At 63.9% G+C, this 15,277-nt stretch carries 17 protein-coding genes; 3 read left to right on the forward strand and 14 right to left on the reverse strand.

The window, feature by feature from the left end:
• Positions 1 to 5: 5 nt before the first annotated feature.
• The 14 genes from V8J82_RS03380 to V8J82_RS03445 all read right to left on the reverse strand — a co-directional run bounded on the left by V8J82_RS03380 (position 6) and on the right by V8J82_RS03445 (position 12,420).
• Positions 6 to 671: a glutathione S-transferase family protein gene (locus V8J82_RS03380; RefSeq protein WP_339972157.1), complete on the reverse strand. Its 666-nt coding sequence runs from the start codon at positions 669 to 671 to the stop codon at positions 6 to 8.
• Positions 671 to 2,602 carry an ATP-binding protein gene (locus tag V8J82_RS03385; RefSeq protein ID WP_339972160.1) on the reverse strand — a complete coding sequence of 644 codons (1,932 nt, stop codon included), beginning with the start codon at positions 2,600 to 2,602 and terminating at the stop codon, positions 671 to 673. Before V8J82_RS03385 ends, V8J82_RS03380 begins: the two co-directional genes overlap by 1 nt.
• 532 nt (positions 2,603 to 3,134) lie before the next feature.
• A complete protein-coding gene (locus tag V8J82_RS03390) occupies positions 3,135 to 3,794 on the reverse strand; it encodes a hypothetical protein (protein WP_339972162.1) in 660 nt (219 codons plus the stop codon).
• The gene (locus V8J82_RS03395; protein ID WP_339972164.1) at positions 3,781 to 4,206 is read right to left on the reverse strand and encodes an ASCH domain-containing protein; all 426 of its coding nucleotides are present in this window, start codon (positions 4,204 to 4,206) and stop codon (positions 3,781 to 3,783) included. The genes V8J82_RS03390 and V8J82_RS03395 overlap by 14 nt, the downstream gene beginning before the upstream one ends.
• Before the next feature lie 237 nt (positions 4,207 to 4,443).
• Positions 4,444 to 6,039, reverse strand: coding sequence for a carboxyl transferase domain-containing protein (locus V8J82_RS03400; RefSeq protein ID WP_339972166.1), 1,596 nt, complete (start codon positions 6,037 to 6,039; stop codon positions 4,444 to 4,446).
• Positions 6,036 to 6,401, reverse strand: a complete 366-nt coding sequence (locus V8J82_RS03405) for a hypothetical protein (protein ID WP_339972168.1) — start codon at positions 6,399 to 6,401, stop codon at positions 6,036 to 6,038. Before V8J82_RS03405 ends, V8J82_RS03400 begins: the two co-directional genes overlap by 4 nt.
• Positions 6,402 to 6,429: 28 nt before the next feature.
• Positions 6,430 to 6,990: a hypothetical protein gene (locus V8J82_RS03410; RefSeq protein WP_339972170.1), complete on the reverse strand. Its 561-nt coding sequence runs from the start codon at positions 6,988 to 6,990 to the stop codon at positions 6,430 to 6,432.
• 80 nt (positions 6,991 to 7,070) lie between these two features.
• A complete protein-coding gene (locus V8J82_RS03415) occupies positions 7,071 to 7,373 on the reverse strand; it encodes a hypothetical protein (RefSeq protein ID WP_339972172.1) in 303 nt (100 codons plus the stop codon).
• A complete protein-coding gene (locus tag V8J82_RS03420) occupies positions 7,370 to 7,885 on the reverse strand; it encodes a hypothetical protein (RefSeq protein WP_339972174.1) in 516 nt (171 codons plus the stop codon). The genes V8J82_RS03415 and V8J82_RS03420 overlap by 4 nt, the downstream gene beginning before the upstream one ends.
• Positions 7,882 to 8,343, reverse strand: a complete 462-nt coding sequence (locus V8J82_RS03425) for a lysozyme inhibitor LprI family protein (RefSeq protein WP_339972176.1) — start codon at positions 8,341 to 8,343, stop codon at positions 7,882 to 7,884. Before V8J82_RS03425 ends, V8J82_RS03420 begins: the two co-directional genes overlap by 4 nt.
• Positions 8,340 to 8,831 (reverse strand): hypothetical protein, encoded by a 492-nt coding sequence (locus V8J82_RS03430; protein ID WP_339972178.1) that lies wholly within the window; start codon positions 8,829 to 8,831, stop codon positions 8,340 to 8,342. The genes V8J82_RS03425 and V8J82_RS03430 overlap by 4 nt, the downstream gene beginning before the upstream one ends.
• A 16-nt stretch (positions 8,832 to 8,847) precedes the next feature.
• Positions 8,848 to 10,008 (reverse strand): isovaleryl-CoA dehydrogenase, encoded by a 1,161-nt coding sequence (locus V8J82_RS03435; RefSeq protein ID WP_339972179.1) that lies wholly within the window; start codon positions 10,006 to 10,008, stop codon positions 8,848 to 8,850.
• A gap of 342 nt (positions 10,009 to 10,350) precedes the next feature.
• Positions 10,351 to 10,872, reverse strand: coding sequence for a GNAT family N-acetyltransferase (locus V8J82_RS03440; protein ID WP_339972180.1), 522 nt, complete (start codon positions 10,870 to 10,872; stop codon positions 10,351 to 10,353).
• Between the two features lie 357 nt (positions 10,873 to 11,229).
• Positions 11,230 to 12,420: an MFS transporter gene (locus V8J82_RS03445; protein WP_339972181.1), complete on the reverse strand. Its 1,191-nt coding sequence runs from the start codon at positions 12,418 to 12,420 to the stop codon at positions 11,230 to 11,232.
• A 527-nt stretch (positions 12,421 to 12,947) separates the two neighbouring features.
• On the opposite strand from V8J82_RS03445, the gene V8J82_RS03450 reads away from it, so the two are divergent.
• The 3 genes from V8J82_RS03450 (at position 12,948) to V8J82_RS03460 (ending at position 15,166) form a co-directional block, all read left to right on the forward strand.
• On the forward strand, positions 12,948 to 13,808 hold the full coding sequence (locus V8J82_RS03450) for a PhzF family phenazine biosynthesis protein (RefSeq protein WP_339972182.1): 861 nt from the start codon (positions 12,948 to 12,950) through the stop codon (positions 13,806 to 13,808).
• Between the two features lie 144 nt (positions 13,809 to 13,952).
• Positions 13,953 to 14,396 (forward strand): tellurite resistance TerB family protein, encoded by a 444-nt coding sequence (locus V8J82_RS03455; RefSeq protein WP_339972183.1) that lies wholly within the window; start codon positions 13,953 to 13,955, stop codon positions 14,394 to 14,396.
• Positions 14,396 to 15,166 carry a phosphate/phosphite/phosphonate ABC transporter substrate-binding protein gene (locus tag V8J82_RS03460; RefSeq protein WP_339972184.1) on the forward strand — a complete coding sequence of 257 codons (771 nt, stop codon included), beginning with the start codon at positions 14,396 to 14,398 and terminating at the stop codon, positions 15,164 to 15,166. Before V8J82_RS03455 ends, V8J82_RS03460 begins: the two co-directional genes overlap by 1 nt.
• Positions 15,167 to 15,277 lie beyond the last annotated feature (111 nt).

Here is a 15,277-nt window from a genome sequence, read left to right on the forward strand (position 1 = left end):
CAAACCTACTCACTGGGCACCTCGTAGAAGTCTTTCGCGTAGAATTCCTGCGGCCCTTCAATGGCGGCTGCGGCCTGAAATCCGGGCCGCTTCTGCAGCCGCGCCCAATAGGCGTTCACAGCCGGAAACGCGTCCATTCGCACGTAGAACGGCGCCGCGAACAGGTTAAAGCCCAGCATCATATCCGCCGCCGAAAACCCCGAGGGCAGCAGGTAATCCCCCCGGATCATCCGCTCCAACGCGCCCAGCGTCGCGCCCAGGCGTAGGGTGTTCAGCTTCACCACCGCCGCCGAGGGTCGGGCGGGCGGGCGCAGAAACAGATGGTTCAGGTTGAGCTGCTCGATCAGCGAGGCCATCGTCTCGGCAAATCCCAACGCCTCCAGATAGCACACGCGCTCGCCATCGCCCGGCGCGCGCCCGAACCCATGGTCCGGGCGGCTCTCGCAGAGATATTGCAGGATCGCCGCGCTCTCGAAAATCGTGATCCCGTCGATCTCAAGCGCCGGGATGCGCCCGGCAGGGGACAGATCGGTCAGACCGGGCTGTCGCATCGCCTTGTCGCCAATCTTATAGCGCGTGATCTCGGGGGTGATCCCCATCTCTTGCAGCATCCATAGGACCCGGAAAGAGCGTCCCCACGGCACGTGATGCAGCCGAATTGGATTGGCCATCACGTGTCCTCCTCCAGAACAATCAGCGTCGCGCCCGCATCGACCTGTGCGCCTGCGCTGCACAAGACATCGGCCACAATCCCGTCCCGCCCGGCGGTCAAGGCATGCTCCATCTTCATCGCTTCCAACACGGCCAAACGGTCCCCGGCGGCCACCTTGGCGCCCGCTTCCACAAAAATGGCCTTCACCAGACCCGGCATCGGCGCCTCGATCCGGCCCGCCAAAGCGCCGACATCGCTGGCCACATCCAGAGGATCCGGCACGCCAAAATGGTAATTGTTGCCCCAAAATACCGACAAGCCCGCTTCATGCCGGACCACCTTTGCAGGAACCGCCGCGCCATCCACGTGCCAGGTCCCACCGATGATCTGCACCTCATGGGTGCCGCCATCCTCCCGCGTCACCCGCCCATGGCCCGGGCCCATCATCGTCACGCGCTGTGCAATTGTCTCATCCGCATGGGTTAGATGGACCGTATAGGGCGCAGCGCCCCATAGGCTGAAGCCTTCCGCAGCGGTGGCCGTCAGACCCATCGCGCCCATCGCCGCAACCGCCCGGCAACGGGTGCAGGGCGTCGGCGGCACCGACAACGCGTCCACGTCCCGGTCGATCAGGCCGGTATCGAATTGCCCAGCAGCAAAGCCATTATGGCGCGCCAAGGCCCGCAGGAAGGCCAGATTGGTGACCGACCCCGCCACCTCCGTGCCCGCCAGCGCCTGATCCAGCTTTAACAGGGCAATCTCGCGCGTCGGAGCGTGGACAATCAGCTTGGCGATCATCGGATCGTACCACGGGCTGATCTCATCCCCCGGCCGCACACCCGTATCAGCCCGCGCCCCGTCTGGGAATTTCAGATGAGCGAGCGTGCCCGTTGCGGGCAAAAACCCTTTCGGCACATCCTCGGCATAGAGCCGCGCCTCAAAGGCGTGGCCGTTGATCGACAGATCCTCCTGCCGCAATGGCAACGCCTCTCCCGCGGCGACCCGCAATTGCCATTCCACCAGATCGATGCCGGTAATCGCCTCGGTCACCGGATGCTCTACCTGGAGCCGCGTGTTCATCTCCATGAAATAGAACCGGTCGGGCCGTAAGCCATCCGAGGCATCCACGATGAACTCCACCGTGCCTGCGCCCTTATACCCGATGGCTTCTGCGGCGCGCACCGCCGCCTGTCCCATCGCCGCGCGCATCTCCGCCGTCATCCCCGGCGCGGGCGCCTCTTCGATCACTTTCTGGTGGCGCCGCTGCAGCGAGCAATCGCGCTCGAACAGATGCACTGCATGGGTGCCGTCGCCAAAGACCTGCACTTCGATATGGCGCGGCGTGGCGACGAACTTTTCGATCAGCACGGCGTCGTTGCCGAAGGCTGTCGCGGCCTCGCCCCGCGCGCTGGCCAGCGCATCGGCGAAATCCTCAGCCCGGTCCACCCGGCGCATGCCTTTGCCGCCGCCGCCCGCAACCGCCTTGATCAGAACCGGATAACCGATCTCCGCCGCCCGTTCGGCGAGTCCGTCCTGCGCGGCACCATGATAACCCGGCACGACCGGCACCCCGGCCTCCTCCATCAGCGCCTTGGCCGCATCCTTCAGCCCCATCGCCCGGATCGCCTTGGCCGATGGCCCGACAAACACGAGCCCCCCGCGCGCGCATGCCTCCACAAACTCCGGGTTCTCACTGAGGAACCCATAGCCTGGATGCACCGCCTCCGCGCCCTTGGCCTGCGCCGCCGCGATGATCTCCTCGGCGCGCAAGTAACTGTCCGCAGGCTTCGGCCCGCCTATATACACCGCCTCATCGGCCATCGCCACATGCCGCGCCCCTGCATCGGCGTCGGAGTAGACGGCCACCGTCCGCACTCCCAAGGCACGCGCCGTCTCAATCACGCGGCAGGCAATCTCGCCCCTATTCGCGATCAGAATTTTCGTGAACATCATTGCAACCTCTCATGTAGATCGCCAAACAAGCCCATCTCGACGATCCCTTCCGTTCTGCGCAAACACTCACTCCGCGCTCCGGAGCCACGGTGGCATAGCTCCACCCCATGCACATCGACGCGCAAGAGCGGACGGCCCAAGCATCCGATAACAAAGACCGCGGCGACCTCTCCATCCAACCGCAGCTCATAACCGGACCAAGGCGAACCACCGCACATATCAGAGGGGCGCGGCGAGTTCAGGTAGGTTCTCGAAAGCTCCGCCGTTCGTCCAAGGGCGGTTACGCAGCTTGCCACGTGTACAGGTTCGCTTGGAGCGTCCCACTCACCTGTCTGTGGCACATAGAACCCAACCCCGCTGTCCGGCGCATCGCGATTTGCCTCGTAGCGTAGTTCGTAGGCCACCAAGGCACCCGCCCTTTCCTGGCATTGCCATCCAAGCGCAGGCCACCAGACATCCGCGTGGGACGGAGCGCACATAACGATTGCCGTCAGTGCCGCGAGACATGGCATAGGGATATCCGCGCGGGTCACCACCACGACCCACTCTCCCCGTCCCGCAAATGCGCCCGCACGTAGTCCGGCAAGGGCCACGCATCCCGGTCCAGATCGGCGCGCTTCTGGGGTCCGCCGACCCGCTCCGCATGGTCCAGCAATTCGGGATGCAACCGCACTTCCAAACCCGCCAGCGCCGCCTCGACCTTGTCCTTGGTCCGGTCGATTTCATCGGCCAGCTTCGCTTCCGCCGATTTCCCCTGCAACAGATCCTTCAGCCCCACCATGCTCAGCACCTGCTTGCCCATCGAAAGTGCCACAGCGAGCACCAGGTTGGCGACAAACCCGCCCAGCACGTCGACGATGCTGTTGCCGCCGAAACTCAACCAGCCCTTGCCGGATTTCGCCCCCTGCTCGGCACGCATCCGGTCGAATTCGCGAGCAAACACCTCCCGGAATTGCCGCGCAAAGACGACCCGGTTGAAATCGTCCCGCCCCGCCAAGACCCGCAGAACCGGTCGCACGAAAATCCCACCCTTGGAGCGGTCCACGAATTCCTCGAAATCGAACAGAAAGAAGTAATCCTCCGCATCGCCGGAATTGTGGATCAGATAGACCGCAATCTCGGCCTCTCGGCCCAGCGTCGGCAACGACATCTCGGGCAATCGGTCGCTCAGGCCCTTAATCCAACTCATCAACCGCCCCCAAATCTTCGACCACCTCGAACCGCTCCCAGATCAGCTCCATCTCCGGGTCGAAAATGCCCAAACGCCGGTAATAGCCCTCGTGCCCGGCGCGCCAGCCCTCCAGCGTGTCATTCTCACCCTCGGCCAGCGCCATATCCTCGGGCATGTCGCAAAACCGCACCAGGCGCAGCTCCATAGTGCGCGTCACCAAAGCGGGCCGCCCATCGAAGGTGGTCGCGATATCGTAACGGCCAATCTGCGGCAGCGTCTCCTCGCCCGACAGAACATCGACCATCGCTGCGCAAGTCGCCCGCTTGGGCCCCGCCCGCACCAGCGCCAGCAACTCCGCCGACAGCTTGGCGCTATCGCCAAACCTGTAGGTCTGAGCCCCGGGATACCGCGCCAGAAGATCCGATGTCACAGCGCGCCCCTTCCACTGGCCCAAAATACCCAATTCCCGGTCGGATCACCCGCGCCCGACACCCACCAATTGCGGGGTTGGCGGAGGGGGGAGGGCGGGCGGGCCCTCCGCCAACCCCGCATGGCGCAACCGAGCCTTCCGAGTGCTGCCCCAAGCCGCTTGCGTGTCTCGGATCCGCGTTCAAAGCGATTGACACGACCACGGGGTCCGACGCGGCCGGACCAGCCGGGCCGCTCGTCACATCCGGAACAGGCCAAAGCGCGTCTCCTCAATCGGTGTATTCAGCGCCGCCGCCAGCGACAGGCCCAAAACCTCGCGGCTCTTCCGCGGATCCACAACCCCGTCATCCCAGAGCCGCGCCGAGGCATAGAGCGGGTGCGATTGTTCCTCGAACATGTCGATTGTCGGCTGCTTGAACGCAGCCTCCTCCTCGGCGCTCCACGCCTCGCCCGCCTTCTCCATTGCGACCCGCTTGACCGTCGCCAAGACCCCTGCCGCCTGCGCCCCGCCCATCACGCTGATCCGCGAATTCGGCCAAGACCACAGGAAGCGCGGCGAATAGGCCCGCCCCGCCATCCCGTAATTGCCCGCCCCGAAGGACCCACCCACCAGCATCGTCACTTTCGGCACCGCCGTGGTCGCAACCGCCGTCACCATCTTGGCGCCATGCCGCGCGATGCCTTCATTCTCGTATTTCCGCCCCACCATGAAGCCCGTGATGTTTTGCAAGAACACCAAAGGGATCTTCCGTTGCGAACACAGCTCCACGAAATGCGCCGCCTTTTGCGCGGCCTCGGAAAACAGCACGCCGTTATTGGCGATGATGCCCACGGGCAGGCCCATCACCTCAGCGAATCCGCAAACAATCGTCTCGCCGAACCGCGCCTTGAATTCGTCGAAATAGCTGTCATCGACCACCCGCGCGATCACCTCACGGATGTCATAGGGTGTGGTCAATGCGGCGGGCACGACGCCAAGCAGGTCTTCCGGATCATAGGCCGGTGGCCGCCCGCCCAGCGCCACTCCAGCCGCCGGGCCAAGGTTGCTCACAGCCCGCCGCGCCAGGGCCAAGGCATGGGCATCGTCCTCCGCCAGATAATCCGCCACACCCGATAGCCGTGTGTGAACATCGCCGCCGCCCAGATCTTCGGATGTCACGACCTCTCCGGTCGCGGCCTTCACCAAAGGCGGGCCTGCCAAAAAGATCGTCCCCTGTTCTTTCACGATGATCGTCACATCGCTCATCGCTGGCACATAGGCGCCCCCCGCCGTGCAGGAGCCCATGACGACCGCGATCTGCGCGATGCCCTTCGCGCTCATCCGCGCCTGGTTGTAGAAGATGCGCCCGAAATGGTCGCGATCTGGGAACACCTCATCTTGGTTGGGCAGGTTTGCCCCGCCGCTATCCACAAGATACACACAGGGTAATCCACACTCTTCCGCGATTTCCTGGGCGCGCAAATGCTTCTTCACGGTGATCGGATAATAAGTCCCGCCCTTCACCGTGGCATCGTTGCACACGACCATCACATCGCGCCCATGGACCCGACCCACCCCGGCTACCACACCGCCGCAGGGCGCCGCACCGCCATACATGCCATGGCCCGCCGTCGCGCCGACCTCAAGGAAGGGCGACCCCGGATCGAGCAAATTCGCCACCCGTTCGCGCGGCAACATCTTGCCGCGGCCGACATGCCGATCCCGCGACCGCGCCCCGCCCCCCTCAGCCGCCATCTCGGCGGCCTCGCGCACCAGGCGCAACGCCTCCAGATGCGCCGCGCGGTTGGCCTGGGCGTCTTCGGAGCCAGCCATGAAAGAAGATGAAAGCCTCATACCGTCTCCAAAATCAGCGAAAAGCGTGCGATCAGCGGATCGAAAATTATCAGCCCGGCTAAAAACCCGAGACCGGAAAACACCCCGGATGGCACCAGATTGGGCACCAGCGCCACATAGACCACCATCGAGGCCAAACCGACCGCGCCCCATAACCAAAAGATCCTGGGCCGTGCGGTGCAGACAAGCCGGGCGTCGCAGGCTCGACACCCCAACCCCTTTGCACTCTGCGCCTGCATCAGCGGCCAAAATGCATGATACAGCGCGGGCAGTGTCGACAGTTTGACTGGAAACCGGACATCTCCCGCCCCGCAACGCGGACAGCGCAGCCCGGCCAGCCGTCGCCGAAAAGCCCCGATCATATCCGCCACTCCGTGTGCCGCACCAATCTCATCTCTCCAGTTCCGCCCAATCCGCCCAATCCAAAGGCCCTGTCACGCCCGCCAGGCGCCCAACCTGCCAGGCCCAGACCGATTGCTCGAATTTCAGCACCGCCTGGAAGGCTTGGCACCAGGTCACCGCCCGCGCCGATTGCCCGTCGCAATCATCACCTGCATTGCTGCCTTCCGACAGCACGTAGACTTGTGCGTAAAGCGGGGCCAGATCGCCCGTGACGCTGTCGGGCGCGGGCAAGGCGGCGCGCAACTCCGCGGCACGGGCCAGCCAGACCTCCCGCATGCGCCGCTGGCAGGTGAAGGTCTCCGCCGACACATCACAAATTCCAATCGCCAGATACCCACAATGCTGCACCCAATGAACATTGAACGCATCCATCGGCACCGTCACGCCGTAGCCCGGCAGCGCCGACAAGCGCGCCTCAAACGCGGCCATCTGCTCGGGCAGGCATTGCTCGAAGCGCAGGATATCCGGCGCCCCGGCAGCCCAGCTTTGCGCCGCGACGGGCGTGGCCCCCAGCATCACCATGGCCGCCCCGGCCAGTTTCCAAGACATCGCGCGTCCCCATTTCCGTGTCGCATCCCGCGTACCATGCCAAAGACGCGCCCGAGGGTGCAAAGAAAACCCGCCCCGCCTCACGCGCCCAACTCCGCATCGAATGCGCCGGGGTCAAGCAGCTCGCCCGCCGGACCGATGGCCGCGAACCAGGCCTCCGCCCCCTCAGCCTCACAAATCACGACCAGGCGCACACCCTCCACGCCCGAGGGCACACCGTAACAATCGGTGGGCGCGCCACCGGTCTCGGCCACATAACGGGCCGCCTGGGCGGTGATGATCTCGGTCTCGGAGGGCGGCGTGGCGCGCAACCCCAGATAAAGGCCCACCAACCCGACAACGATCAGCAGACCGGCGAGCGGCAATGCGATGCGGCGGATCACCCGGGCACCTCGCCTGAACATTCCATCATGATCGCCTGTTCCGCGGTCAATCTGAGCTGACAGCGCACCGGTTCGACACCCCAAGCTGTGCTGAGCTGGTCACGCTCCTGATCAAATCCGAACCCAGCCCCGGCGCAGAACGCCTCTCGATACTCCGCGAATGCCGCTTCGGCCGTTTCCCAATCGAACGGCCCCGGCATCACACGACCGCTTCGCCAATCGTGACTGTCCCAATTCCCCATCGACATCAGAGCGCGCTGCGCCTCGGAAAGGCGGCCCTTCCAGATCTGCATCTCCGCGACTTCACACTCAGACCGACGCATCCCGGTGCTTCGGCGACACCACGCAGCGCCAGCGCCGATACAGGCGGCTGCGCCATGTCCAGCCTCGCACCGGGTCAAAGACCCCGGGATCACATCCACACCGAACCGGACATCCGCCGCCGCGCCATCCGCCAAAACCAAGGCGGTCATGCCCGCCAACCCTGCCAAAAGACCGCGCAACCGCGTCATTCCAAGGCCTCCAACCAACTCTCCAACCGCAGCGCGTGCTGCGCGGTGACCTGCATCCGGCACTCCGCCCAGGCCTCGCCCGCGCCGGTCATGCCGGGCCAAGCCGCGCTTTCTGCCGCGCAGATCGCGTCCCGATAGCCCTCGAACGCCGCTGCGCCCTGCTCCACCAGCGCCAATGTCTCGGAGTCCAACACTCTCTGCAGATCCGCCATCGCGCTGCTGGCCGCCTGGGCCCAAAAATCTGCTTCCGCGGCAAGACACGGGCCCGCCCGCAGGGCAATGGCGCCTGGGTCCTCGGCGATGCAGGCCGCCGCGCACGCTCCGATGGACCCTCGCGCCTCCTGCTCTGCGGCACACGCAGTCATCGCCTCGGCGGCCACGGGGCAGCAGCCAAGCGCGCTCCATCCCGACAGGGCCAGTGCGCCAAAGACATGTTGCGCCCGTTGACGCAGCCTCATTCCGCCGCCTCCTCAACGTCAGCGAAAAAGATCGACGCCGCGTAGAACTCCATCACGGTGCGCCACACCACTTCGACCTCACATTCAAGCCGGGCCATGTTGGTCTCACTCTCCGTGCACCGCGCCAGGCCCTGGTCGTACATCGCCCCGCGGCCCGCGCGTCCATCCGCCAGCGCGGTCGCTTCCTCCTGCTCCAACGCAGCCAACCAAAGCGCCTTGTCCTCCGTCAGACAGGCCTCCACCCCCGATGGCGGCAGATATCCGAAAAACCCGCAAGATTGCCGCATCTCGAAGCTGTCCGCTCCGCAGATCGCCGGGATCGCAACCTCAGCCAGAAGATTGCCCTGCTCTTCGGCCCAGATTTCCGTCACACAGGCGTCGAAGGCGGCGCGGTCCCCCTCGGGCTCGGCCAGCGCCGCCGAGCCCAGCGCCAGGGCACCAAGCAAAACCGCACCCCCGTTCATCTTGGCCAAAAACCCACGATCCAACGACCTCCAGCCGCACCTACATCATGCCCATCAATTCGCGCCCCACCAACATGCGCCGGATCTCGCTCGTGCCCGCGCCGATCTCCATCAGCTTCGCATCGCGAAACATCCGGCTGACCGCTGAATCATTCATGAAGCCCGCCCCGCCAATGGCCTGAACGGCCTGATGCGCGACCTTCATGCCCTCTTCCGAGGCATAGAGCACACAAGCCGCTGCATCCTGCCGCGTCACCTGCCCCCGATCACAGGCCTTGGCGACCTCATAGGCGTAGGCGCGCGCCGAATTCATGCTGGTATACATATCCGCAATCTTGCCCTGCATCAGTTGGAAGTCGCCGATGGGCCGCCCGAATTGCTTGCGCTCCTTCAGATACGGCATGACCTCGTCCAGACAGCCCGCCATGATCCCGATATTCACGCCCGACAGAACCACGCGTTCATAGTCGAGCCCCGACATCAGCACCTGAACCCCGCGCCCTTCCTCGCCCAGCACATTCTCGAACGGCACTTCGACATCCTCGAAGATCAGCTCCGCCGTATTGCTTCCGCGCATCCCCATCTTGTCGAAATGCGGTGAGGTGCTGAAGCCGACCATCTCCTTCTCGATCAGAAACGCGGTGATCCCTTTCGATCCGGCGTCAGGGTCGGTCTTGGCATAGACCACCAGCGTATCCGCATCGGGCCCATTGGTGATCCAGTATTTCGTCCCGTTCAGCACATAGCGGTCGTTCCGCTTCTCGGCGCGCAGGGACATGCCCACCACGTCCGAGCCCGCGCCCGCTTCACTCATCGCCAGCGCACCCACATGCTCGCCCGACACCAGCCGCGGCAGATATTTCTCCTTCTGCTCCGGCGTCCCGTTCAGCTTGATCTGGTTTACGCAAAGGTTCGAATGCGCCCCATAGCTCAGCCCAATGGAGGCCGAGACGCGGCTGATCTCTTCCACGGCGACCGTATGGGCCAGATAGCCCATACCCGCGCCGCCAAAATCTTCGTCCACGGTGATGCCCAAAAGCCCCAGCTCCCCCATCTCGGGCCACAGCTCATTCGGGAACGCATTCTCCTGATCCGTCTTCGCGGCCAGCGGCTTCACCCGTTCCTGCGCCCAGGAATGCACCATGTCGCGCAACGCGGCGACATCCTCTCCCAGATCGAAACTCATGGACCCCAGAAACATCGCAACGCCTCCCCGCGCCAAGAATTGAACACTTGTTCATTTAACGCGCTCCGCCGCATGAGTCAAAAGGAACAGCCCTGGAAGCCCTGAACCCAAAGTCGCAGCATGCCCAACGGTTCGTCCGCGCGCCCCAAAACCCAGAACCTCGCGATGCAAAACTTGCTTGGCAGACAAACGACCTGTCGCCGGAGGCACGCGAATGACCGCAAGTGAAAGTAAGCTACCACGGTGCGGCTGTTGCGCCGGATGTTTGAAAGGACCGGTCCATCACGGGAAAGCCTGAACTCCCCGCTTGTCCATGAAGACCCGGATGGCGGTTTTGCAACGCCGCTCCGGTCCCGCTCAATGGCGTCCCATTGGATGAACCCATATCTCCGCCTCTGGCTCATGCGGCGCCCGCGTGCCGTCCGTCATGGCGCCAAGCCTCTTCGCCACAGCCTGAGACCGCGTATTCTCGCGGTCAATGTAGCTATAGAGCCTGTCCAGGCCCAAATCCTCACGGGCCCAGGTTTTGACGCCCATCGCGGCCTCCGTGGCAAAGCCTTTTCCCTCCGCGCCTTCGAACAGATGCCAGGCCAGTTCGACATCCGGCCAGCCCGAATGCTTGATCAAGCCCACCCGGCCGACGGGGAGCTCCGTGCGCTGTTCAACGAGTGTAAAGAACCCGAAGCCGTGCCACTGCCAATGGCCGATGCCGGCCATAAACCCGATCCAAGCCTGTTCCGCTGTAACCGTCTCGCCCTGCGCATACATCGACGGCGCACTGGTCATGAACCGGGTGAATTCCGGCAGATCACTCCGCTCGGGTCCACGTAAAATCAGCCGCGCGGTCGTTAGCAGGGGCGCATTCGTGAGATTTTGCATCGGACACCTTCTCGGTCGAAAACTCGGGTTTCAGGCCCATTCAGCATAGCCAAAGATCGCGCCGGACCACAAAGCAGCCACTGGACTGGCCACGGCATCCGCAACGCTTACACCCGTCGCGCAGCTCCGACGCGGTGCGGGACCTGGCCGATCGGCCTCTCTCGCTTAGATGCCTGTCGGCCCGCACCCGACAATCAATAGACGCAGGCATCCTTAAACCCAAAACTGACGCGCGCTGCCACAACTCAGTTTGGTAGCGGCCTCCTTTGCGGAAAAAGCGGTCATCTACGGATTGATGGGCAATGTCTGGTTTTCAAAAGCACGCTCGACCTAGTAAACAGGTCGACTGCAAGCTTTCTAGCTTCTCGCCAATCTGACTTGGTCTAACGCCAATGCGACGATGGCCAACAGGACCATTCCGCCGGAAATCATTGCAAGCACCGCCCATCCAAGGCTGGAAATCACGACCCCGGCAGCGAAGGCACAGATAGTGGACACAAGCGCAATGATTGTGTCGTTTGCACCTTGAACAGCCGCCTTTTCCTTCTCTGCCAAAGCCGCATCCAGCATGGTCGTGCCTCCGATGAATCCGAAATTCCATCCGACGCCCAGAACGATGAGCGATCCATAGAAATGCAGAGCCGACAGACCGAGTGCAGCTGCGACCGCTGCGGCAATAATGATCACAAGCCCGGTTACGGCGATGCGCTGCGCGCCAAACCTTTTGATCAGAAATCCAGTCACGAAGCTTGGCGCAAACATCGCTACGATGTGCCAGCGCACGACATCGCTGGCAGTCGCCTCGCTGAACCCGCATCCAACCATCGCGATTGGCGTCGGGATCATCAGGAACACCATGACCCCCTGTGAGATTGCGGCGATACCCACCGCCCGTCTGATAGCGGGGCGGTGGAGCGCGGCGAGAGCGGCGAACCTACTCGTCCACTCGGTGGATGCGTCTGTTGCGGGTCGCGGAATCCGAACCGCCGCAAGAGGAACAAGACCAAGGACGGCAATCAGCCCGGTCGCTGCGTAAGCTCCGGCAAACGGGATGGGTGCAAGCGCGTTCTGCGCCATGATGAACACTTGTGGTCCGGCAATGGCTGCGACCAGTAAGGAGCTTAGCATCAGCGAGATTGCGACCGGCCGCCAGTTCGGTTCGACTATCTCTCCGGCAGCGAAGCGAAAGTATTGGAACGACGCCCAACCAGCCCCCATCAGGAAATGCGCAGCACACAGAAGGGCGAAACTCTGAGAGACCAGCGCTTGGGTGGCAAGGATCGCTCCGAGTAGCGTCAACACAGCTCCAAAAGCGAAGCCTGCTCGCCTACCCATTCGTCCCATAAGGAGCGAAAAGGGTGCCGCTGCGACCATCCCCGCCAGGGTCTGGACCGATGAGGGCAAAGTTACCAGCTCCGGGCTTGGTGCCAGCATCAGCCCTGCCAAACCCCCAACTATCAATTGAACAGGAAATGCAGCGCCAAGAATAGTGTTGGCCAGGAGCAAGCGCGCGAAATTGCGGTTTCTGAGGATGGAAATCGCGGACAAAACGATAGATCCTTAAAATGAAATTTGTCCACTAAGTTTTAGGGCAACTTAAAGCGTATTCATCGTTTGAGCCGACATTCATTCGCACCGCAGCATCGGGGAGTAGGGCTCAAAGCCGACATATCCGCCGCCGCCACCGCGCGCATGGACCATCCGGCGCGCAACACCCGCCCCTCCCGCGCTATAACCTGCCCTCGATGATCATCGGCCCGGCCGCGCTCTCGCGGCGCCAAGGGCAACCCCAGACGGATGCGTCGGGAGGCCAAAGACAGCCCCCTCATTGGGCCGAGGCTCCTCGACAGGATCGCGCACCTCCCTGCCCGCCGCTTAAAGCCCGGCGGGATACGCCCCCGTTGTCAAAGCGGCGCCGCTTTCTTCTACAGGAATTCAGGCCCAATCAGACACCGAGCCAGACACCGCCACGAGAGATCACAGCGCCTGACGCCCCCCATCACGGATCGTCATGGCACACCCTCTTGCGCCCATGGTGCCAGCGCGCGACCTTCCCCCTAAACGGAGGCCGTCCCATGCTCAATTTCCACATCTACGACGTTTTCACCGACACCCCCTTCAACGGTAATCCGCTGGCCATTGTCGAAGGCGCCGATGGCCTGACCACCGCGCAGATGCAGACCATCGCGCGGCAGTTCAATCTCTCCGAGACGATCTTCGTCCAGACACCTGACGACCCGGCCCACACGGCCAAGGTTCGCATCTTCTTTCCCACCGCCGAAATCCCCTTCGCGGGCCACCCGACGATCGGCTGCGCCATCCACCTAGCCAACGGCGCCGACACCGTCACCTTGGAAGAGGTCGCAGGCCTTGTCCCCGTCACGCTCCACAACAACACCGCCGAATTCACCGCCCCGAAACTGCCGCGCGCCCTCCCCGCCATACCGGACCGCAGCCTTGTGGCCGCGGCGCTGGGGCTCGATCCAACTGATCTCAAAGACACCCCGATCAGCAATCTCGAAGGCGGGCCTAGCTTTCTCTACGTCCAGATCGACTCGCTCGAGACGCTCGCCCGCACACGGCTCAGCGAACCGGCCTTCACCCGTGCCACCGACGCCGCCGGGCCCACCGACGCGATCTACGCCTATGTCCTGACCGGCCCCAGCAGCGCCCAGGCCCGCATGTTCGCACCCCATGCCGGGATCGGCGAGGACCCCGCCACCGGCTCTGCCACGGCCATCTTCGCCGCCCAACTCAATGCCACCGGCCACCTTCCCGCGACCGGCACCACCCGCTTCGACCTGCAACAGGGCGTCGAGATGGGCCGCCCGTCACAGCTGCGGCTGACCATCGACACGGCCGAGGACGAGATCACCGCAATCCGGGTCGCGGGCCAGGCCGTCAAAATCGCCTCGGGGCAGATCCGCATCCCCTAACCCCTTCCATTGGCTCTAAATACCCAAATCTCAAAAACGGGCCACCTTTATGCGGGCAGGGCGAAGGCCGATGGGGGTGGGTGGGCGGGACATTGGCCTTCGCCCTGCCTTTCCCCCGCCAGACCAACACCCTATATCACCCGCATGTTTGCTGACCTGTTGAAACGCCTGACGGCACCCGCGCCCGAACCCCTACCCTATGACGATGCACGCCTCGCGCTCACCGCGTTGCTGGTGCGCATCGCGCGCTCCGATGGCGATTACGCCCAAATCGAGGCTGACCGGATCGACCAATTGATCGCGCATCGCTATGCCCTTGGGCAGACGGAAACCAAGGCCCTCCGGACCGAGGCCGAGATCCTCGAATCCGAGGCGCCCGATACCGTCCGCTTCACCCGCGCCATCAAAGATGCCGTGCCCTATGACGACCGCGTCGGCGTGGTGGAGGCGCTCTGGGCCATCGTCCTGGCCGATGGGGAACGGGATGAGGAAGAGGACGCGCTTTTGCGGATGGTCTCGCCCATGCTCGGCGTCAATGACCGCGACAGCAACCTGGCCCGCAAACGGGTCGAAGACGCACTTAGCTGATGTTTGCCAGCCTGCCGATGTATCTGGCCCCGGACACAGCGGGGCCCTATGGGCGGCTGTGGGCGCGCATCCGCGACGGGCTGCGCGACCACGGGATCGCGGCGCCCGACGCGCTCGATCACGATACGCCCCCGGCCGAGGGCTGGGCGCGCGATGATCTGATCCTGGGCCAGATCTGCAACCTACCCCTGCGACTGGGGCGCTCCAACGGCGCGACCCTCATCGGTACTTGCGATCATGGCGTCGCCGATGTGCCGCCGGGCCACTACGCCTCGGCCTATATGGTCCACCGCAACGCCTCCGCCGACGATCCGATGGCCTATACCGGCGGCACGCTCGCCATCAATGATGCCGAAAGCCATTCCGGCTGGGGCGCCCCGCAGACCCATGCGGCCAGCCTTGGGCATAGCTGGCGGCGCGCGGTGGTCTCCGGCGCGCACCGCAACAGCGCGGCCCTGGTCGCCGAGGGCACGGCCGATATCGCCGCAATCGACCTGATCACGCTGGCGATCCTCAGGCGCGAAGACCATCCCGCCCTGCGCGATCTGCGGATGATCAGCCAAACGCCTTCTGCGCCGGGAATGACGCTGATCACGCGCCACCCCGATCCGGCGCCGTTCCGCGCGGTGATCTCAGACGCCATCGCCACGCAAAGCCCGGACGACCGCGCCGCAACGGGCCTTCGCGGTTTGGTGACCCTGCCCGACAGCGATTACACCATGCTCAGCGTCCCGCCCGCGCCGCCCTTGACCACGGCCTCACCCGCTTAGTTTTTGGGCACACGCCCCGCCCAAGTCCAAAAACCGGGCATTCCCGCGCGGAAACTCTGTGCGAATCCGTTGCAATTCCATTCCCTTATGGGACATATCAGCGGATCGAAA

The organism is Gymnodinialimonas mytili, assembly GCF_037544085.1.
In the GTDB taxonomy this organism is placed as follows: Bacteria; Pseudomonadota; Alphaproteobacteria; order Rhodobacterales; family Rhodobacteraceae; genus Gymnodinialimonas; species Gymnodinialimonas mytili.